The organism is Actinokineospora diospyrosa, from assembly GCF_024171925.1.
Lineage (GTDB): Bacteria > Actinomycetota > Actinomycetes > Mycobacteriales > Pseudonocardiaceae > Actinokineospora > Actinokineospora diospyrosa.
In genome coordinates this window covers 359251-378102 of sequence record NZ_JAMTCO010000003.1, presented here as the reverse complement: position 1 = coordinate 378102, position 18852 = coordinate 359251, and the positions used below count along the sequence as shown (strand labels likewise).

The 18852-nt window shown below is 71.5% G+C and carries 16 protein-coding genes; 12 read left to right on the top strand and 4 right to left on the bottom strand.

Going from position 1 to position 18852, the window contains the following annotated elements; all coding sequences use genetic code 11:
• Positions 1-110 precede the first annotated feature (110 nt).
• From LV75_RS06285 to LV75_RS06270, 4 genes are all read left to right on the top strand, one after another.
• Positions 111-698, top strand: a complete 588-nt coding sequence (locus LV75_RS06285; protein WP_253885704.1) for an RNA polymerase sigma factor — start codon at positions 111-113, stop codon at positions 696-698.
• On the top strand, positions 695-1450 hold the full coding sequence (locus tag LV75_RS06280; RefSeq protein ID WP_253885702.1) for a methylated-DNA--[protein]-cysteine S-methyltransferase: 756 nt from the start codon (positions 695-697) through the stop codon (positions 1448-1450). The genes LV75_RS06285 and LV75_RS06280 overlap by 4 nt, the downstream gene beginning before the upstream one ends.
• Before the next feature lie 144 nt (positions 1451-1594).
• On the top strand, positions 1595-2056 hold the full coding sequence (locus LV75_RS06275) for a hypothetical protein (protein ID WP_253885701.1): 462 nt from the start codon (positions 1595-1597) through the stop codon (positions 2054-2056).
• A gap of 1 nt (position 2057) precedes the next feature.
• Complete coding sequence (locus LV75_RS06270) at positions 2058-2681, top strand: alpha-ketoglutarate-dependent dioxygenase AlkB family protein (protein ID WP_253885700.1); 624 nt, start codon at positions 2058-2060, stop codon at positions 2679-2681.
• Between the two features lie 424 nt (positions 2682-3105).
• Here LV75_RS06270 and LV75_RS06265 read toward each other — a convergent pair whose 3' ends face one another.
• Entirely contained in the window at positions 3106-4134 is a 1029-nt protein-coding gene (locus LV75_RS06265) for a TetR/AcrR family transcriptional regulator (RefSeq protein ID WP_253885699.1), read from the bottom strand.
• Positions 4135-4257: 123 nt separating this feature from the next.
• Here LV75_RS06265 and LV75_RS06260 point away from each other — a divergent pair, with 123 nt between their 5' ends.
• From LV75_RS06260 to LV75_RS06250, 3 genes are all read left to right on the top strand, one after another.
• Positions 4258-5421, top strand: a complete 1164-nt coding sequence (locus LV75_RS06260) for a cytochrome P450 family protein (RefSeq protein WP_253885697.1) — start codon at positions 4258-4260, stop codon at positions 5419-5421.
• 363 nt (positions 5422-5784) lie between these two features.
• Positions 5785-6330 (top strand): hypothetical protein, encoded by a 546-nt coding sequence (locus LV75_RS06255; protein ID WP_253885695.1) that lies wholly within the window; start codon positions 5785-5787, stop codon positions 6328-6330.
• A gap of 550 nt (positions 6331-6880) precedes the next feature.
• A complete protein-coding gene (locus LV75_RS06250) occupies positions 6881-7225 on the top strand; it encodes a hypothetical protein (RefSeq protein WP_253885693.1) in 345 nt (114 codons plus the stop codon).
• Between the two features lie 60 nt (positions 7226-7285).
• Here the strand turns inward: LV75_RS06250 and LV75_RS06245 are convergent, their stop codons facing one another.
• Entirely contained in the window at positions 7286-7684 is a 399-nt protein-coding gene (locus LV75_RS06245) for a histone-like nucleoid-structuring protein Lsr2 (RefSeq protein ID WP_253885691.1), read from the bottom strand.
• Between the two features lie 683 nt (positions 7685-8367).
• Entirely contained in the window at positions 8368-11346 is a 2979-nt protein-coding gene (locus LV75_RS06240) for a glycine--tRNA ligase (protein WP_253885983.1), read from the bottom strand.
• Between the two features lie 359 nt (positions 11347-11705).
• On the opposite strand from LV75_RS06240, the gene LV75_RS06235 reads away from it, so the two are divergent.
• Both LV75_RS06235 and LV75_RS06230 read left to right on the top strand, forming a co-directional pair.
• Entirely contained in the window at positions 11706-12260 is a 555-nt protein-coding gene (locus LV75_RS06235) for an acyl-CoA thioesterase (protein ID WP_253885690.1), read from the top strand.
• Entirely contained in the window at positions 12257-12712 is a 456-nt protein-coding gene (locus LV75_RS06230) for an ester cyclase (RefSeq protein WP_253885689.1), read from the top strand. Before LV75_RS06235 ends, LV75_RS06230 begins: the two co-directional genes overlap by 4 nt.
• A 222-nt stretch (positions 12713-12934) precedes the next feature.
• Here the strand turns inward: LV75_RS06230 and LV75_RS06225 are convergent, their stop codons facing one another.
• Positions 12935-13195, bottom strand: a complete 261-nt coding sequence (locus LV75_RS06225; RefSeq protein WP_253885688.1) for a hypothetical protein — start codon at positions 13193-13195, stop codon at positions 12935-12937.
• A 413-nt stretch (positions 13196-13608) separates the two neighbouring features.
• On the opposite strand from LV75_RS06225, the gene LV75_RS06220 reads away from it, so the two are divergent.
• The 3 genes from LV75_RS06220 (at position 13609) to LV75_RS06210 (ending at position 18310) form a co-directional block, all read left to right on the top strand.
• A complete protein-coding gene (locus LV75_RS06220; RefSeq protein WP_253885687.1) occupies positions 13609-14808 on the top strand; it encodes a cytochrome P450 in 1200 nt (399 codons plus the stop codon).
• A gap of 99 nt (positions 14809-14907) precedes the next feature.
• Complete coding sequence (locus LV75_RS06215; protein WP_253885686.1) at positions 14908-15837, top strand: hypothetical protein; 930 nt, start codon at positions 14908-14910, stop codon at positions 15835-15837.
• Positions 15838-15850: 13 nt separating this feature from the next.
• Positions 15851-18310 (top strand): P-loop NTPase fold protein, encoded by a 2460-nt coding sequence (locus LV75_RS06210; protein WP_253885684.1) that lies wholly within the window; start codon positions 15851-15853, stop codon positions 18308-18310.
• The last annotated feature ends 542 nt before the right edge of the window (positions 18311-18852 follow it).

Sequence of the window (18852 nt, the reverse complement as noted above, 5' to 3'; positions counted from 1 at the left end):
CGCTCCTCGGGCTGGGCGCCCAGTGTGCCAGGCCGGGGCCCCGACGGGCAGGTACGCTCGCGACCGGACCGATGTGCAACGCCGGAGGGCCCCTCGGTGTTTATCTAGGTATGGATGACCTACCCGAGACCGACGCCGAGACCGACGTGGCCCTGCTCGCCGCCATCGTCGACGACCTCGACGCGGGATTCGCCGGGCTGGTCCGCGCCTACCAGCGGGTGGTCTACTCGGTCGCGCTGCGCGTCGGCGGCGGGGTCGACGGCGCGGACGCCGAGGACCTGGCCGCCGAGTGCTTCCTGCGGGCCTACCGCGCGCTGCTCGGCTACGACCGGTCCCGGATCCTGGCGCTGCGGCCCAGGTCGTGGTTGCTGACGATCCTGCTCAACACCTGGCGCAACGCGCTGCGCGGCGCGGCGCGCAGACCGGCGGTGAGCATGGCCGAACTGCCCGACCGGGCGGTGGTCGGCCCGACCGTCGAAGAGGTGGTCGCCAACACCGAGACCCGCGACGAGCTCGGTGTGCTGGTCGGCGCGCTGCCGGACAACCAGCGGGTGGCCGTGGTGCTGCGGCACGTGGTCGACCTACCGGTGGCCGAGATCGCCGCCGTCATGCGGATCCCGGAGGGGACCGTCAAGTCACACATCTCCCGGGGCCTGGCCCGGCTGCGGGAGCAGTACGCGAAGGAGGTGGTCCGATGACCGGCGAGGACATCCACGACCCGCTCGCGCTACGCCTGGGCGGGCTGGCGGTGGCACCGCCACGGGATCTGACCGGCGCGCTGTTCGGCGACTGGACCAGGGTCGACGGCCCGGTCGGCGAACTGTTGGTGGCCTTCACCGACATCGGCGTCAGCTACATCCGCACCGCGGACTCGGTCGGCGACGACGACGAGCGCTTCCGCGAGCGGTTCCGCACCCTGTTCCAGCGCCCGCTGCGGCGCACCACCGACGCCCCGGCCGGGCTGCGGCAGGCGGTGCGCGGCAAGGGGGCCAACCGGGTCCCCGTCGACCTGCGGGTGCTCACCGACTTCGAGCGGGACGTGCTCACCGCGACCAGGGACATCCCGACCGGGCAGACCCGCCCGTACGCCTGGGTGGCCCGGGCGATCGGCCGCCCGAAGGCGGTGCGCGCGGTCGGCACGGCACTGGGCAACAACCCGGTCCCGCTGCTGATCCCGTGCCACCGGGTCACCCGCTCCGACGGCACCCTCGGCCAGTACGTCTTCGGCGCGGACACCAAGGAGCGCCTGCTGCGGTCCGAGGACACCGATGTGGACCAGCTGATGGACCTGGCCCGCTCGCACATCGCCTACCAAGCCACCGACGGCGTGGTCTGCTACCCCACCTGCACCCGGGTCAGGTCAGCGGCGAACCCCCGCGGTTTCCGCACCCTGGCCGCGGCGGAGGCGGCGGGCAACCGGCCGTGCGAGCTCTGCGCACCCGCGGGCTGACGGTGTGCGCGCGATCGACCGCTGGTGATGTGGTGGCCGCAGCTGTGGCCACCACATCACCGGCACCCAACAGTCCAAGATGGAGGAAAACGCCCTTCTTATGTGCGACGAAGCGAACTCCCGCGACCCAGGCGGGGTGATCCGGTGACCGAGCGGGAACTGGCCACCGTGCTGGAGTTGGCGCGGCGGCGCGGCGGCGGCTTGGTGAACGTCGGCCACGGGCGCGATCCGGAGTCCACCGCCGCGGCCGGGGCGTTCGTCGCGGCTTGGGAGGGACAGGTCGGGCAGGTCGGGCTGGTGGTGTCGTGGCCATCGGTGGCGGCGTCGTGGTTGCGGCAGGCGTGCCGGTTCGCGGGCGGGTGCCCGGATCTTTGGGTGATCGCCGACAACGCGGCGGAGTGGGTGGGGATGGGGCGCCGGTTGGGGAGTTCGGCGCAGTGGCGGGCCAACAGGACGATCGCGTTCGCCGGGCTGGCCCTGCCGACCCTGCCCGACCTCGTGGGTGATGTCGAAGGGCTGTGCGGCGCGGGCGAGGACGGCTCGCAGTGGTCCTTCTTCGACGGCGAACTGCGCTGGTCGACCAGTCGACCGTCCACGGGGGAGTGACGTGGAGCTGATCCCCCGGCCTCGCAGGGAGCTGGCGCCCGGCGCGGTCCACCTGCCCGACTGGCTGGACTGCACCGAGCAGCGGCGGCTGCTGGCCGCCTGCCGCGAGTGGTCGCCGGGCATGCGGCACCAGCGGCTGCCCAACGGCGGCGTCATGTCGGTGCGGATGGTCTGCCTCGGCTGGCACTGGGCGCCCTACCGCTACACCAAGGTCCTGGACGACGGGTCGGCCGTGCTGCCGTTCCCGAACTGGCTCGGCGACCTCGGCAGGCGGGCGGTCACGGCGGCCGGGTTCGCCCCGGATTACCGGCCGGACATCGCGCTGGTGAATTTCTACGATGCCGACGCCAAGATGGGCTTGCACCAAGACAAGGACGAGCGGGCGCTGGACCCGGTCGTCTCGTTCAGCCTCGGCGACACCGCGGTGTTCCGGTTCGGCAACACCGAGAACCGGGGACGGCCGTGGACCGATGTGGAGCTCCGCTCCGGCGACCTGGTCGTCTTCGGCGGCGAGTCCCGGTTGGCCTACCACGGGATCACGAAGGTCCTACCCGGAACCGCCGATCCCGACCTCGGCCTGACCGGCAGGCTGAACATCACCCTGCGGGCCTCCGGGATGGACTAGTCCGTCGGTGGCGGGCTAACCCACACGGCCGCTCCGCGTGACGCACTCCGTACCGACCGGGGGATCATGCTCCACAATCGAGCATTCGTCAGTTTCCGAACAAACCCCTGGTAGATGTCGTTCCCCCGATCGGCGGGCGAGATCGTTTCATAAATCCACTCCATCGGGTGACACTCCACAGTGGCAACTTCCTCGCCCCGGCCCCGCTCGAACCGTACAAACAACGGTGTCGGGGTTGTCCGCTCCGACTGGGAATCGACAGAGGAGGTAGAACCATGATCGGCTCTCTGCTCCAACCGATTATCCAGCTCGTCACTGGCCTCATCGGGACCATCACCAGTCTCATCGGAGGTCTACTCGGCTAGCGGACACCGTCCCGGACCCCGCGGGGTCACGCAGTGGGCGGGGTCCGGGACACCCTCGCTCAAACCCGAACGGCGCGCGGTCCGGCGACCGCGTGGCAGGCACCGATCCCCTCGGCCCGGGTCACCACCCGACCGCCGCGCACCAGCACCGCCACCTCGGTCGCGTCGCTCACCGCCGTGATCCCCACCAGCGCGGCGATCCGCTCGTCGCACACCACGCGCACCGCGGGACCGTCGCGGAACGACCGCCGCAACCCCACCGAGGCCTCCGCGATCACCAGGCGCGCCAACGGGTACAGCTCGGCGGGCTGACCGGTCACCACGACCAGCGTCGCCCGCTCCCCCAGTCGCAGCGCCTCTTCCACCGCCATCAGCCGGTGCGTCCCCAGCACGGCGACCACCCCGTCCTCGATCGCGAAGGGCTCGCCGCTGACGAGGTCGACCGCTTCGACCGCCGTCCAGGGTTTGTCGACGGGGAGCGCTGGGGCTGCCGCGTACGGGTAGGACCACCAGTCGTTGAGCGAAAGACCTGCCAGGTGCTCGCAAGCGCTGATCACGTCGAACGGCTCGGCGAACCCCGGTGCGACAGGCGCAAGAGCGCGAGCCCCGTACAACGTGGTCAGGATGACCCCGGCCTGGCGGACCCGCCGCGCCGGAGGTGCTCCTGCCGGGCTGGCCGGAGGCTCTAGCCGCTCCATCGCCAACCCGAGGAGCAGCGCGTTGAGCTGTTGCAACTGGGTGTACGGCAGCGTCGCGTCGCCGACGATGTCCGCCAGCGGGTACCCGGTCTCGTCCAATCGCGACACCCAGGTGTGCGCGAACGCCCCGACCGCGCCCACCAGCGTCGCCTCGGGTCGCGACAGCGACCGCTCGGGCACCCGCTCGGCCCGCTCGGCGAGCACCTCCAGGTAGAGCGCCCGCTTACCGGGGAAGTTCGAGTAGACCGCGCCCCTGGTCAGCCCGGCGCGCGCCGCGATCCCGTCCACCTTGGCGTCTTGGTACCCGCGCTCGAGGAACTCCGCCCGCGCGGCGACCAGGATCCGCCCCCGGTTGCGTTCCCGGGTCTGCGCCCTGCTCAGCCGATCCATCTGCGCGCCTCCCATCAGGCACATCATCCCGGGCGCCGCCGCGGGGCGGGCCACCCGTGACACCAAATTCAGATGATGTCATCATCTGATCAGAACATCCATCAAGTCATCTGGAGGCCGAGCGTGCGTCCCATCCCCGAGATCCCGGTCACCGATCGCGCGGTGCTCGCCGACCCGTTCACCGCGTACGCCCAGGCCAGGGAGCTTTCCCCGGTGGCGCGGCTGACCGGGGCGGGCATGCCGCCGATGTTCGCCATCACCCGGCACGAGGAGGGCAAGGCAGCGCTATCTGACCCGCGCTTCGCCTTGAGCGAGTCGAGCTTCTTAAGGCCACCGGGCATCCCCGAGCACTGTCAGCGCTACCTGCACACGATGGCCGAGATGGACGGGCCCGAGCACACCCGAGTCCGCGGCGCCGCCGCCCCCGCGTTCACCGCCCGCCGGACCGCCGCGATGCGCCCCGCCGTCGAGGCCATCGTCGAGCGGCTGCTCGACACCCTCGGCACGGAGGCGGACCTACTGCACGAGTTCGCGGGCCCGCTGCCGATGGAGATCATCTGCGAGCTGCTCGGCATCCCCGAGGTGGACCGCCCGCGCTGGCGCGAGTACGGAGCGGCGGTCGCGGCAGGCTTCGGGCCCGGCTTCATCGCCGCCATCCCCGCGATCATGGCCAGCGCCGAGGCCGCCGTGGCCGCGAGCCGGACCGAGCCGAACGCGGGCATCCTGTCGCGGCTGCTGGACGGCCCGCTGACCGAGACCGAGCTGGTCACCCTCGTCTGGCACCTGGTCCTGGCAGGCCAGACCCCGACCAATCTCATCGCCAACGGCGTCGCCGCCCTGTTCAGCCACCCCGAGCAACTGGCCTCCCTGCGCGCCGACCCGGACCTCGCCCCGCGCGCGGTCGAAGAACTCATGCGCTGGTGCGGTCCGCAGCTGCTCACCACCCCGAGGTTCGCCGCCGAGGACATCGACCTCGGCGGCGCCGTGATCCCGGCGGGCGCGGCCATGACCGTCGCGATCGCGTCGGCCAACCGCGACCCCCGGGCCTACCCCGACCCGGACCGCCTCGACATCACCCGCCCACTCGGCGCCCCCGGCCACCTCGGGTTCTCCCACGGCCCACACTTCTGCCTCGGCGCCCCACTGGCCCGGCTGCAGACCGAGATCGCACTAACCGCCCTCCTCCGCCGCTTCCCCACCCTCTCCCCCGCCCGCCCCGAGACCGTCCGCGCCCCCGACCCCGGCACCTGGCGCCTCGCCGAGCTCCCGGTCCTCCTCACCAGCTGACCCACCGCGCGCCCACGAGCGGCCAAACCACAACATCGACCACGTCCCGCCCCCTGGCCGCACTGCCGACACCCCCACCTCCACTCCACCCTCTGCTCGATGGGGCGGCTGCACACACCCCCCACCAACCCCACCTCCTGCTCCTGCTCGATGGGGCGGACTTGTTTTGCGCGGGGGAGCGACACCCGTAGCGTTTCCTCGCGGCAGGGCCAGTCTTTTCGGCCCCTGCTGTGCGGACCTGCCACGGGTGTCGCAGGGGCCCCACGCAACAAGCCCGCCCCGTCGAGCCACCGCACCTCCAACCCCACACACCGACACACCGACACACGGCCACCCCCTCCGGCGAACAGCTATAAAGGGGAGGTGCGCAGGGGGTTGACGATCGCGGCGGTCGCCGCACTGGGGTTGTTGGGCGCGGCCGACACCGCCGCCGGTGAGCGGATCAGGCAGGCCGAGTTCGGTGCCGCGGCGATGGCCCGAGCCGAGGCGTGGTTCACCGCGGGCCCGACCTACGACCAGGACGGCTGTTTCAACCAGGTCACCGGCTACGCGGAGACCGACTGGTCGGGGGTGCTCGGCGGGTGCCACCGACCCGCCTACCGCACCGACTGCTCCGGGTTCGTGTCCATGGCCTGGGGCTTGTCGGTCAGCTACGCCACCCCGCGCCCCGGCGGCGGTCGCGACCTCGGCGACATCACCCGGGTGATCGAGCGGTCCGCGCTGCGCACCGGCGACGCCCTGGTCCGTTCCGGCGAGCACGTGCGGCTGTTCGAGCGCTGGGTGGACCGGGGGCGGACCCGGTACCTCGCCTACGACTTCGGCTCCACACCGGTCAAACACCGGGTCTACCTCTGGGGTGGGCCGGGTGAGCTCGACTACACGCCCGTGCGCTACCTCGGGGTGAGCTGAGCGGGTATCAGCCAAACCGACCGCCCCGGACTTCGGATGAATCCCGGTGGACCTAACACCGACAGATCGGGCTAACTTCGCACCGCTTTGACCGCACGCCGGTACTATTAGCGTGACGGTTTCACGTCTGCGCCCGCGCCCGGCGGCCGGGAAACCCCGCCGCGTCCGCGTCGACTCACCCACACCCGGTGGGGGCGTCGTGGACGAATCGATTCGCCCACCCGGATCGCCCCTGTGGATCTTGGTTGTGGATAACCCACCCCACCCGGGGACGGGAAAAACCGGCGGGCCGGTCGAGCCGGTGGGGCCGGAAAGCGGGCGCCACAGCACCCGGCAGGCCTAATGCCCGCCCGCGCGGCGGCCCCGGCGGAACGTGAATAGTCCGGGAACGCTGGACGACCACCGCCCGCGCTTAGCCCATCGTGACAAGAAACCACCCGGCGGCGGGGTAATTGCCCGGCCGGGGAAGCGGACTCGGGTCGGCGGTGCCCGCGCCCGGGGAGAGGTCGTACCGTAGGTGGAACGACCGCAGGCTAAGGGAGGGGTTCGGATGCCCGAACCGGTGTTGGTGTCAATCGCGGCGGCCCTGGCGGCCAAGTCGGTCGGCGCGCTCTACGAGCTGGTGCGCGACCGATTCAGCAAGCGCGCGGAAGCGGCGGCGGTGTTGACCGCCTCGGCCGGGGCCGCCCCGGAGTCCGTCGAGGTGGCGGCGCTGGCCGCGGAATTGGAACGGGAGCAGGTGGCCGATCCGGAGTTCGCCGAACAGCTGCGGGAAGGCTGGGCGCGCGAGGCCGGGGCGCACGCTGACCGCGGCGGGGTGGTGAACCAGATCACCGGAACCGTGAGCGGGAAGGTGCTGCAGGCCCGCGATATCCAGGGCGGGGTCAGCTTCTAGCCCCGAACAACAGCGGGACCGCGGCGGGTCGCCCCGCCGCGGTCCGTCCCGGTGGCTGGATCAGCCGGAGAAAGCCGCCTTCTTGGCCTTGCCGTTGCCCTTGGCCTTCACCGTGTGGGCCTCTTCGAACGCCTCGACGACCGCGCTCGGGATGCGACCGCGCTCGGAGATCTCGTGGCCGTTCTGCCTGGCCCAGTCCCGGATCGCCTTGGTCTGCTCCTTGGAGCGGGTGTCACCAGCTGGCTTGGCCGACGGCGCGGTGTGCCGCTTGACCCGGCCACCGGTGCGGCGGGCCGCGGCGACGAACTCGGCGAGCTGCTCGCGCAGGCGGGTCGCGTTCGCCTCATTCAGGTCGATCTCGTAGTTCGCCCCGTCCAGGCTGAATTCGACCGGGCGGATGTCCTCGCCAGCCGAGCCGTCGAGGTCGTCGTAAAGCTGGACGATGGTCTTCTGAGCCATAGGGCACCTCACTGCACACGGGGTGTCACGGGAATTGGAAAACAGCTCCCCACTTGGCGTGAACAGTACCCGCTGCGCAACACTCTTTCAAATAGGCGTCCTTCGGCTAATGCCCCGCGCGCGCGGCCACCGCGGCCGCGGATCGGCGAAAGCCGGGTCCACGTGGGACATATCCGCCGGTCGACCCCGGATTTCACCGCCGCGGGGGTACCGCGCCGGGAGGTTCATTCCGCCGGATGGGCCGACCGGGCGAGCGCCGTGCCGGACGGCATACGAAAGCCCGGACGGGCAATCCGGGCGGCGACGGACGGTAGGCATTCCCCGAGTCGGCCCGCTCGCCCGCCGCGGGTGAATACCCCGATCGCCGCGCGGGCGGCGGCCGGGCGGGCGGCGGCGAATGCGGGCCGAACGGGTGCCCGCGACGGGGGTGACCACGCAATTCGGCCACCGGCCGACCACCCAGGGTGTTCGCTAACCGCTCGAGGGACTCGCGCCGAAAAGCGACACCGGGCGCCGCGGCGGTCATGTTCGACATATGCCGATCGAACCCGCGGGGCGAATGGGCGGGCGCGGCACAATGCCGAGTGGGTTGCGAAGTAAGACTGACCTGATGGCCCAGGACACCTGACCCGGATAGCGAAAACCCGGCCCAGGCGGACCTGGACCGGGTCTTCGGGTGATTCTCAGGCCTCCAGCGCGGTGCCCAGCGCCTGCCAGTCGAGCACCGGCGCGGCCCAGTCGCGGATCTCGGCGAGCAGACCGAGCCGGGCGGCGCGGACCTGCGGCTCCGGGGCCATCACGAGCACGGCGTCGAAGAAGGTGTTGATCGGCTCGGTGAGCGCGTTGGCCGACGCGGTGAACCCGGCCAGGCCGACACCGCCCCCCGCGCGGGCCTTCTCGAACACTTGGTGCAGTTCCACCTCCGCGGGCTCGACGAGCGCGGCGGGGTCGTAGCCGGGGCCGGTGTCGGCGGGCACGATCCGGCGCACGCGCTGCAGCGCGGCGACGAGTCCGGCGAACCCGGGGTCGGCGAGCAGGCCACCGAGCTCGCTGAGCGTCCCGTCGGCGACGGCCGGGGCGTCGGCCAGCGGCAGCACGGCGGCCACCTGCTCGTGCGGGGTGCCGCCGTCGAGCAGCACCTGCTCGTAGCGGCGCTTGACGAACTCGGCGACCTCGGCGAGCACCGCGTCGTCGACCTCGATGCCCTGCGCGCGCACCCGCTCGGCCGCGGTGGACAGTCCGAACGGGACCGTCAAGGCGCGCAACCGGGGGAAGGCGCGCAGGATCGCCACGACACCGGCACCGGCGCGGCGCAGGCCGAACGGGTCGGAACTGCCGGTCGGCTTGGCGCCCACGGCGAACAGCCCGGCCAGCAGGTCGAACCGGTCGGCCAGGGCGAGCACCGCGCCGGGCACCGTGGTCGGCACCGCACCACCGCCGGTGCGCGGCAACTCCATGTCGTAGAGCGCCTGCGCGACCGCCTCCGGCTCGCCCGCGCGCTTGGCGTATTCGCGGGCCATCGTGCCCGCGAGGCTGGTCAGCTCGATCACCATCTGCGAACCGAGGTCGAACTTGGCCAGCGCGGCCGCCCGGCCCAGGGTCGCGGTGTCCTCTTCGGACAAACCGGCGGTTTCGCCGAGCCGCGCGGCGATCCGCGCGATGCGGTCGGCGCGCTGCGCGACCGAGCCGAGCTTCTGCTCGAAGGCGAGCTTGGCGATGCCCTCCTTCATCACCTCCGGCGGGGTGCGCAGGTCAGCGCGCCAGAAGAAGCTCGCGTCCTCGTAGCGGGCGCGCAGCACGGCCTCGTTGCCCGCGCGCACGGTGTCGTGGTCGCAGGCGCCGTTGGCCACGGCGACGAAGTGCGGCAGCAGGTTCTCGTCGGCGTCGCGCACCGGCAGGTAACGCTGGTGCTTGCGCATGACGGTGGTGAGGATGTCCGCGGGCAGTTCCAGGTAGCGGGCGTCGAAGGAGCCGAGCAGCGCGTTGGGCTCCTCGACGAGGTTGGTGATCTCGTCCACCAGCGCCGACGCGCCGTCGACCACGCCACCCACGGTCGCGGCCAACTCGGTGGCCGAGGCCACCACGCGGGCCCGCCGGTCGACCTGGTCGGCGACGATGCCGTGCCCGGCGAGCAGCTCCAGGTACCCCTCGGCCGAGGCGACCTCGACCACCGGCTCGGCGGCCGTGCGGTGCACCCGGGTGGTGCGGCCCGCGGCGAGCGCGGACACCGCGACCGGCACCGGTTGCTCGCCCAGCAACGCGAGCAGCCAGCGGATCGGTCGGGTGAACGAGAGCTTCGGGTCGTTCCACCGCATGTTCTTGTCCGCGCGCAGTTCCGCGACCACCTCGGCGAGCACGCCGCTGAGCACCTCGACCGCGCCGCGGCCGAGGTCGGTGCGGGTGATGCCGACGTACTCGACCCCGTCCACCTCGACCCGGCGCAGCTCGGCCGGGTCGATCCCCTGACCGCGGGCGAACCCGGCGGCGGCCTTGGTCGGGTTGCCCTCGGCGTCGAAGGCGGCGGAGGCCCGCGGCCCGCGCACGGTGCGCTCGGCGTCCGGCTCGACCGGCTCGACGGCGTCGACCAGGGCGATCACCCGGCGCGGGGTGGCGTACGCGCGGATCTCGCCGTGGCCAAGGCGGGTCGCGGCGAGCTTGTCGGTCAGCGCGCGCTCGACGGCGGCGACGGTGCGGGTGACCTCGTGCGGCGGCAGTTCCTCGGTGCCGATCTCGAACAGCAGCGTCCTGGCGCCCTCGACCGCGGCGAACTCGGTGGGCACCGGGGCCGCTTCGAGGACCGGGGCGGTGCCCAGCGGGTGCCCCAGTTCCGCGCGCCGCTCGGACCACAGCCCGGCGACCTCGCGGGCGAGACCGCGCATCCTGGCGAACGCCTTGGCCCGCTCGGTCGTGCTGACCGCGCCGCGGGCGTCGAGCACGTTGAAGGTGTGCGAGCACTTGAGGACGTGGATGTGCGCGGGCACCGGCAGCCGGGCGTCGAGCAGCCTGCGGGCCTCGGCCGCGTAGTCCTCGAACAGCCTGCGCTGGGTCTCGACGTCGGCGTCGTCGAGGTAGAAGCGGCTCATCTCGTACTCGGCCTGGCCGAACGCCTCGCCGTAGGAGATGCCGGGGGCGTAGGCGATGTCCTTGAAGTGGTCGACGCCCTGCAGCGCCATCATGATCCGCTCGACGCCGTAGGTGATCTCCACCGACACCGGGTCCAGGGTCTGCCCGCCCGCCTGCTGGAAGTAGGTGAACTGGGTGATCTCCAACCCGTCGAGCCACACCTCCCAGCCAAGGCCCCAGGCGCCGAGCGCGGGCGAGGCCCAGTTGTCCTCGACGAAGCGGACGTCGTGCGCGCCGACGTCGATGCCCAGCGCCTGGAGGCTGCCGAGGTAGAGCTCCTGCGGGTTGCCCGGGTCCGGCTTGAGGATCACCTGGAACTGGGTGTGCGTCTGCAGCCGGTTGGGGTTCTCGCCGTAGCGGGCGTCGTCGGGGCGCACGCTCGGTTCGACGTAGGCGACCCGCCACGGCTCCGGGCCGAGCACGCGCAGCACCGTGGCCGGGTTCAGGGTGCCCGCGCCGACCTCGGTGTTGAACGGCTGCACCACCATGGCGCCGCGCTCGGTCCAATACCTGGTCAACGCCAGCAACGCGTCCTGCATGGTCAGCACGGCGAAACCTCACTATGGGCTGGTGGGGGGTGCCCGCGAAGTCTAGAGGGGCCTTCCCGGCCCCTCCTCGCGCACGCGGGGCGAGGGTGGGGGTCACCCACAGGGTCGAGTACCGCGAACCGCGCGGTTCACCGGTCATCACCGTATCGAGCTAGTGGTATCCGACATTTTGGGCCCACTTCGATCACGGACAGTCAACTTTGTCGCCCGACACAGGGAGATATGCGCCGATCATGAGAAATTGGCCGGGGTCACCCAAGTGATCGTTTAGACTGGCCCGGTCTCCCAGTAAATCCCCGTTCCGGTTCCCCGTTCGACGTGACCGAACTCCCCTTGGAGAAACACTTCCGATGACCCCCGTCGACACCTCAACACGGGCACCGCTGACCGACGCGCCGCCCCTGCCGACCGGGCGGCCGATGGGCCACTCGCGCTGCGAGCTGTCCCGCGTCATCTGGCCGGGCGACGAGAACATGTTCGGCTCCGGCAAGGGCACGCTGATCCTGGAACTCGCCGACGAGGTCGGCTGGGCGGCCGCGGTGCGCCACAGCGACGGGCACGCGGTGACCGCGTCGGTGACCGACATGACCTTCTTCGCCCCGTTCTGGGCAGGCGACATCGTCGCCGCCGTCGCCCAGGTCGAGGGCACCGGCCGCACCTCGATGGACATCGGTGTGCAGGTCAACGCCCGGCGCTGGCACGGCAGCGGCGAGCAGGAGCGCATCGCCGAGGCGCACCTGGTGTTCGTCGCCGTCGACGCCGACGGCGCGCCCCGGCCGGTGCGCCCGGTGCACCCGGAGACCGACGCCGAGTACGCCCGCCACCGCGCCGCGGCCATCCGCCGCGAGTACCGCAGAGCGCTCAAAGCAGCCCTGGCCGAGGTCGCCCTGCCGACACCGCGGTGAGCGGCGCGCTCGCCCTGCTGCCCGCGCGGCCCAGCCACGCGAGCGAGCAGGTGGACATCGCGGTGGCGTTCATCCGGGAAACGGTGAACGAGGGCGACTACACCGTTCTCGACGAGTTCGCGCACGCCGATATCCGAGATCTGTCCGACGTCCGGGTATTCGACGACGGAATTGCCGGGTTGCGCTTTTCGGTGTTGACCGCGCGCCGCCGGATGCCCGATATCCACGCCCGCATTCTCAGCGCCAGGCACACCGGGACCGACACCGTCGAGACCCGGTTGGAGTTCTCCGGCACCTACCTCGGGCCGAACCTGGCGCCGAGCCAGCGCGACGGCCGCTCGGCGCGCTGGTGCCAGCACCACCTGTGGTCCTTCCGCGGCCCGCTGGCCCGCGCCCACCTGGGCTGGGTCGACCGGCGCGGACTGCGCGCCGCCCTCGGCGACCCGTGCTGAGGCCAGGTCCCCGCTAGCGATCCACCCCCGGGCCGCGCCGCGCGCCTGCCCGGTGGTCCCCCGGTCGGCGCCCACCGACCGGGGGACCGAACGGGTCGGGACGGTTGCCCCAACCGCGACGCGGCGCCCACCGCGTCCAGTCCCGGCTTCCCCACTCCATGCTCGACTCCTCGTACGCGAACCGGCCAGGGCCACCCGGCCCGGTGCGATCGGGTCCTTCGTTCAGCCGACCAAGCGGTCGTGCGCGCCGGTGCGCGTGTCGGGACGCGCCCAGGCCAGGCGCGGCGGGTGCGGCCACGCGACGGTCCGCTCCGGGGCCTGCTCGGCGGCGACGACCCTGGCGTGCTCGTCCAGCCTGGCGTCGTGCTCGGCGCCGACCCGCTCCTCGAGCAGGATGCGGTCGACCAGGGACGAGGCCCGGCGCAGGCGCCAGGTGAGGACGGCGAGTACCGCGAGGCCACCGATGATCCACAGCAGTGTCATGGCGATGTCGATTCTTCTGTGTGCCAAGCCCCGAGGCGGTCCGCTGCGCGAGGTCCGGGCGCTGGTTGGGCCGCCTGGGGGCTCTGTTGCCCGTTCCATCGCATCGACCCATAACATCAGTTACACGTCGTGACTTATGACAACCGACTCGCAACCAAGTATCACTCGTACGGCGTACACGTTGAACCGTAAAGTAACGCCGGTCGCCCCTCGTCCGACACCCCCTCATGGGCCGCGACCGAGTGATCTTGTACCGAACGCCACCACCGAGATCACCGACCGTAGCGACCTGCGGATGTCGCTGAGTGTGACCGTGACGGTCACTAGGGGTCCACCTAGGGGTTGACGGTGCCCCCGGCCGACAGCACGATCGGACCGTCGTGCGACCAGGCCTGTCAGGGACGGATCCCGCTATGACCGCACTGTTCGACCTGAACGACCCGGCACTGGCCGCCGACCGCTTCGCCTACTACCGGCGGCTGCGCGAGAGCGACCCGGTGCACCGCTCGCCGTTCGGCTACTGGGTGCTCTCCCGCTACGACGACGTCGACGCCCTGCTGCGCGCGCCGTCGGCGTCGAGCAACTTCCCGGCCGACCCGGGCTGGGCGATGATCCGCGGCGGGCCGACCTGCCCGGTGGTCAAGAGCACCAGCAAGTGGATGCTCATGCAGGACGGCCAGGCCCACCGGCGGATGCGCAGGCTCATCGCGCGCGTGTTCACCCCGCGCAGCATCGACCGGATGCGGCCGCGCATCCAGCACGTGGTGGACCAGCTCTTGGACGGGATGGGCGACGGCGAGGTCGACCTGATCACCGGGCTCGCGCTGCCGATGCCGATCCTGGTGGTCGGCGAGCTGCTGGGCATCCCGCCAGAGGACCGCGCCAAGTGCCGGGACTGGACCGACAAGGTCGGCTACGTCATCGACCCCGGGGTCACCCCCGAGCGGCGGATCGCGATGAACAAGGCCGAGCCGGAGTTCCGCGCCTACCTGCTGGAGCTGATGGACTCCCGGCGCGCGGCCGACCCCGAGCACGACCTGCTCTCGGTGCTGATGCAGCCCGACGCCGACGGCGAGCGGCTCACCGACGAGGAGATCGTGGCCAACATCCTGCTCATCTTCAACGCGGGCCACGAGACCACCGTCAACCTCATCGCCAACGGCATGCTCGCCCTGCTCCAGCAGCCCGAGGCGCTGCGGCGGCTGCGCGCGGACCCCGGCCTGATGCCCACCGCGGTGGAGGAGCTGTCCCGGTTCGACCCGCCGGTGCAGCTGGCCGCGCGGATCATGACCCAGGACACCCCGATCGCCGACAAGGTCATCCCCGCCGGGGAGACCGTGCTCGTGCTGTTCGACGCCGCGGGCCGCGACCCCGAGCGCTACCCGGACCCGGATCGGCTCGACCTGGGCCGCACCGAGCCCAAGTCGCTGGCGTTCAGCTCCGGCAACCACTACTGCCTCGGCGCGGTGCTGGGCAAGCTGGAGGCGAGCACCGCGTTCACCGAACTGCTGGCCCGCTACCCGCGCATCGAGCTCGCCGACGAGCAGCTGCACTGGCACTCGCACTTCAACCTGCGCGGCCTGACGAAGCTCCCGGTCGTCCTGCACAAGTAGTTCCCCGGGGTTCGGTTGAACCGCCGCGTCTTGGCGCCCGTGTTGGAGGCGTACCAAGACCGGCGGGAGGCCGGAACCCACCAATCGGGGAGAACACCAATGAACCGCAAGAACGTGCTGTCCGTCGCCGTCCTGATCACCGCGGGCGCGGTCGCGCTGTCGGCCTGCGGCAGCGGGTCCGCCGCACCGAGCTCCACGTCCACTGTGGACTCAACGGCGAGCGCGAGCGCGGACGGCTACGGCTCGGACCCCGCGCCCACCCAGGACGGGGTGTCGTTCTTCGCGGGGACGGCCAAGGCCAACAACGCCACCGAGGGCACCGGCGACTGGGCCAAGGGCAGCGACGGCACGCTGAACTCCGCGCAGGCCGACACCGCGCGCAAGTGGGTCCAGCTCAAGGCGGGCAAGGCGGGCGCGCTGGACCCGGTGGTGGTCAACGGCGCCGGGCTCACGCTGTACCGGTTCGACAAGGACACCGCGAAGCCGTCGAAGTCCACTTGCAACGGTGATTGCGCCAAGACGTGGCCGCCGGTGACCGTCGCCAAGGGCAGCAAGGTGTTCGTCGCGGGCGTGCCCAAGTCCGCGGTCGGCTTCGTCAAGCGCGACGACGGCAGCACCCAGGTCACCATCGGCGGCTGGCCGGTGTACCGCTTCGCCAAGGACACCAAGCCCGGCGACACCGCGGGCCAGGGCGTCGGCGGCACGTGGTTCGGCGTGACCCCCGACGGCAAGAAGGCGGGCACGCCCGCGCCGACCACCACCCCCGCGCCCGGCGGCCCGAAGGCCACCAGCGTGGTGCTGTTCGACGAGCCGCGGTTCAGCGAGGACGGCGCGGCCGAGGGCACCGCGGGTCCGGGCTGCAAGAACCTGGCCCGCCCGCGCACCGCCTCGTCGCTCTCGGCGCTGGGCTCGCTGAAGCTGTGGTCGGAGAAGGACTGCAAGGGCAAGTCCCTGGTCGTCGAGGGTGACGTGCCGGACCTGGCCGCGCTCGGGTTCGACAACCAGGCCACCTCGGTCTTCTTCGGCTGAGTAACCTCGGCGCATGGCGCCGCAGCAGGAAACCCGCCTCCACATCCCCAGGCACAGCGGCGCCCTCCCGGCGCCGCTGTTGTCCCTGTTGGCCGACTCCGGGACCGTCCTGGTCCACAGCCCCGCCGAGGCCGACCTGGTCCTGACGGTGGATCAGGTCACGGCCGAGCTGAAGCGGGCGGCGATGGCGCCGCTACGGGAACAGCGGGTGATCGAGGTCGGTTCACCGGTCACCTCCGTGGCCTTCGTGGAGACCGAACCGCCGATGGTGGTGGCCGGGTGCGAGGACGGCGTGGCGCGGGTCTGGTCACTGGACGGGACGCCCCGGCGTGAATTGCGCGGGCACGTCGGCCCGGTGTGGGGCGTGGCGGCGAGCCGGTACGCCCCCGGGCAGGTGTTCACCTGCGGCCAGGACGGCACGGTACGGGGCTGGTCGCTCTACGGGGAACAGCCCGGGATCGTCCTGCACCAGCACGAGGGGATCGCCAACACCATCGCGGCCGGGCGCGGTCCGTCGGTGATCAGCGGCGGCGATGACAACCGCGTGCTGCGCTGGACCAACGGCTCTGTGGTCCCCCTCGGCGCGCACGACGACTTCGTCATCGGCGTGACCCTGCTCGACGAGGCGACCCCGGTATCGATCTCCCACGACCGGACGCTCCGCCTGTGGGACTACCCCACCGGACCCGCTCCGGCGCCAGATCCGACGGGATCCCCTTACACCTGCGTGGTGGGCCACGGGTCCAGGCTGTACGCGGGCACCGAGGACGGCCTGGTCACCGAGGTGCAGGCGGGTACGGCTCTCGCCATGGCCGCGCGGCCGGCGTCCTTGGCCGCGGCGACGCCGGACGGTCCCCCGGTGGTGGCCATCGGTGGCGTCGACGGGCTCATCCGGGTGTGGGAACCGGAGTCCGGGGCGCTGACCAACCTGCCCGGCCACGCCGGACCGGTGAGCGGCGTGGCGTTCGGGACCCTGGACGACCGACCGGTCCTGCTGAGCGGCGGCGCGGACGGGACCATCCGGCTCTGGGCGCGCCCGATGGCCGATCAGATCGAGTGGACCGCGGACGCGCCCGCCGCCCAAGACCTGCTGCGACGGCAACCGCTGGCCCGGCTGATCGCCGACCAGCTGCGCGGGGTGGACTCCTCGTTCCTAGTGCACCTTGACGGGCCGTGGGGGTCCGGCAAGAGCACCGTGCTGGGGTTCGTGCGGGAGGAACTGGAGCGGGACTTCACCGTGGTGCCGTTCGACGCGTGGCGGGAGGCCGGGGTCGGTCCCGCGTGGTGGGCGCTGCTGACCGCCCTGCGCACCGCCATCCGCGGGCAACGCGGCTTCAGGGGACGGCTGGCCCTGCGGATCAGCGAGTCGTTCGCCCGGCTCAAGCGCGTCGGCGCCCCGGTGGCGCTGGCCTTCGCGGTCTTGTTGGCGCTCGGCGCGGGGATCTGGTGGTTGTTCGCCTCCGACCTGAAGACCTTCGGCGAAATCGTCAAGAGCGTCACCGGCGCGGTCGCGGGCGTGGGCACGGTGGTGGCGGGCGCGCTGGTGGCCAGCCGGTTCCTGCTGTGGGACTCCGCGCGCGGGGCCAAGCTGTTCGAGCAGTCCAACACCAACCCGATGCTGGAGGTCAACCGGCACTTCGGCTGGCTGGCGGCGAAGACCAAGCGCCCGGTGGTGTTCCTGGTCGACGACCTGGACCGCTGCAAGGAGTCCTATGTGGTCGACCTGCTCGACTCGGTGCAAACCCTGGTCCGCGACATCGGCCCGCACTTCGTCGTCGCCGCGGACGGGGCGTGGATCCGGGCGAGCTACGAGCAGGCGTACCAAACCTTCACCACCGCCGTCGCCGAACCCGGCAGGCCGTTGGGATACCTGTTCCTGGACAAGTTCTTCCAACTCCGCGTCCCCATCCCGTCGATCGATCCCGCCCTGCAGGAGGGCTACCTGAGCCAACTCCTCGGCACCGGCACAACGCGGCCCGCGATCACCGCGGAGGAGACCCGGGTCCGCGACGAACTGGCCCAGAGTTCGACCGAGGCACAGGTGGTGGCCACCATGAGCACCACAAGCCAGGAAGTCCGCGACCGCGTCGCCACCGAGGCACTACGCCGCATCACCACCCCAGAAGCAATCGCGGCAACCGAACACGTACTGCAGCGCTACGCCAAGCGGCTACCCAAAAACCCCCGCGCCATGAAGCGGTTCATCAACACCTACAGCATGGTGCGAGCCGTCCGAACCCTAGAGGGCAACCCGGTCCCGGTCGCCGACCTAGCACTGTGGACAATCCTCGAAATCCGCTGGCCCAGCCTCGCCGACCACCTACGCACCCACCCAGACACCGTCGAACAGATCGGCACCGACGACCTCGACACCATCCCCGAACCTCTGCGGCCCCTTTTCACCGATCCGGCCTTGGTCGACCTGACGAGGACACTGAACCCCGACGCCATCCGCGCCTGCTGCGGGACCTAGCAGCCCCTGGACACCCGGACCCGCTGGCGCCAACCCGCCCCCCGTCAGGTCCGCCCCAACCCACCTACCCAGCCCCTGGACACTCGGAAGATCCGGTGCCATCCCAGCCCGCCCTCGGCTGCCCTGCCAACCCAGCGCCTGGACAGTCGGACTCGCTGGTGCCAAGTGCTCGATGGGGTGGACCTGTTTTGTGCGGGGGGACGGCACCCGTAGCGTTTCCGCGCGGCAGGGCCAGTCTTTTCGGCCCCTGCTTTGCGGTCCTGCCACGGGTGTCGTAGGGGCCCCGCACAAAACAGGTCCACCCCATCGAGCAAAGCTCGAAAATCGCGGATCGGGCGCCGAGGTCGCCGCCAGGCGACGAGGCCGTTCACCGGAGCCGAAGGCGGAGGCCCGAATCCCTTGCCCCGCACCCCCAACCACGGCCTACGCCAAGATCAACCTGATCAAAAGCCCCCAAATACACAGCCTACCGCGCAGCACCGACACAACGGGAGCAGCGAACAGCGCCCTGTGGACAACCACAGCCATTGTGGACAACCCAC

Coding starts and splice junctions, on each gene's coding strand:
- LV75_RS06235 (WP_253885690.1), top strand. CDS start 11,706: ATGACCCCCGTCGACACCTCAACACGGGCACCGCTGACCGACGCGCCG.
- LV75_RS06220 (WP_253885687.1), top strand. CDS start 13,609: ATGACCGCACTGTTCGACCTGAACGACCCGGCACTGGCCGCCGACCGC.
- LV75_RS06250 (WP_253885693.1), top strand. CDS start 6,881: ATGCCCGAACCGGTGTTGGTGTCAATCGCGGCGGCCCTGGCGGCCAAG.
- LV75_RS06225 (WP_253885688.1), bottom strand. CDS start 13,195: ATGACACTGCTGTGGATCATCGGTGGCCTCGCGGTACTCGCCGTCCTC.
- LV75_RS06215 (WP_253885686.1), top strand. CDS start 14,908: ATGAACCGCAAGAACGTGCTGTCCGTCGCCGTCCTGATCACCGCGGGC.
- LV75_RS06210 (WP_253885684.1), top strand. CDS start 15,851: ATGGCGCCGCAGCAGGAAACCCGCCTCCACATCCCCAGGCACAGCGGC.
- LV75_RS06240 (WP_253885983.1), bottom strand. CDS start 11,346: ATGCAGGACGCGTTGCTGGCGTTGACCAGGTATTGGACCGAGCGCGGC.
- LV75_RS06280 (WP_253885702.1), top strand. CDS start 695: ATGACCGGCGAGGACATCCACGACCCGCTCGCGCTACGCCTGGGCGGG.
- LV75_RS06285 (WP_253885704.1), top strand. CDS start 111: ATGGATGACCTACCCGAGACCGACGCCGAGACCGACGTGGCCCTGCTC.
- LV75_RS06245 (WP_253885691.1), bottom strand. CDS start 7,684: ATGGCTCAGAAGACCATCGTCCAGCTTTACGACGACCTCGACGGCTCG.
- LV75_RS06265 (WP_253885699.1), bottom strand. CDS start 4,134: ATGGATCGGCTGAGCAGGGCGCAGACCCGGGAACGCAACCGGGGGCGG.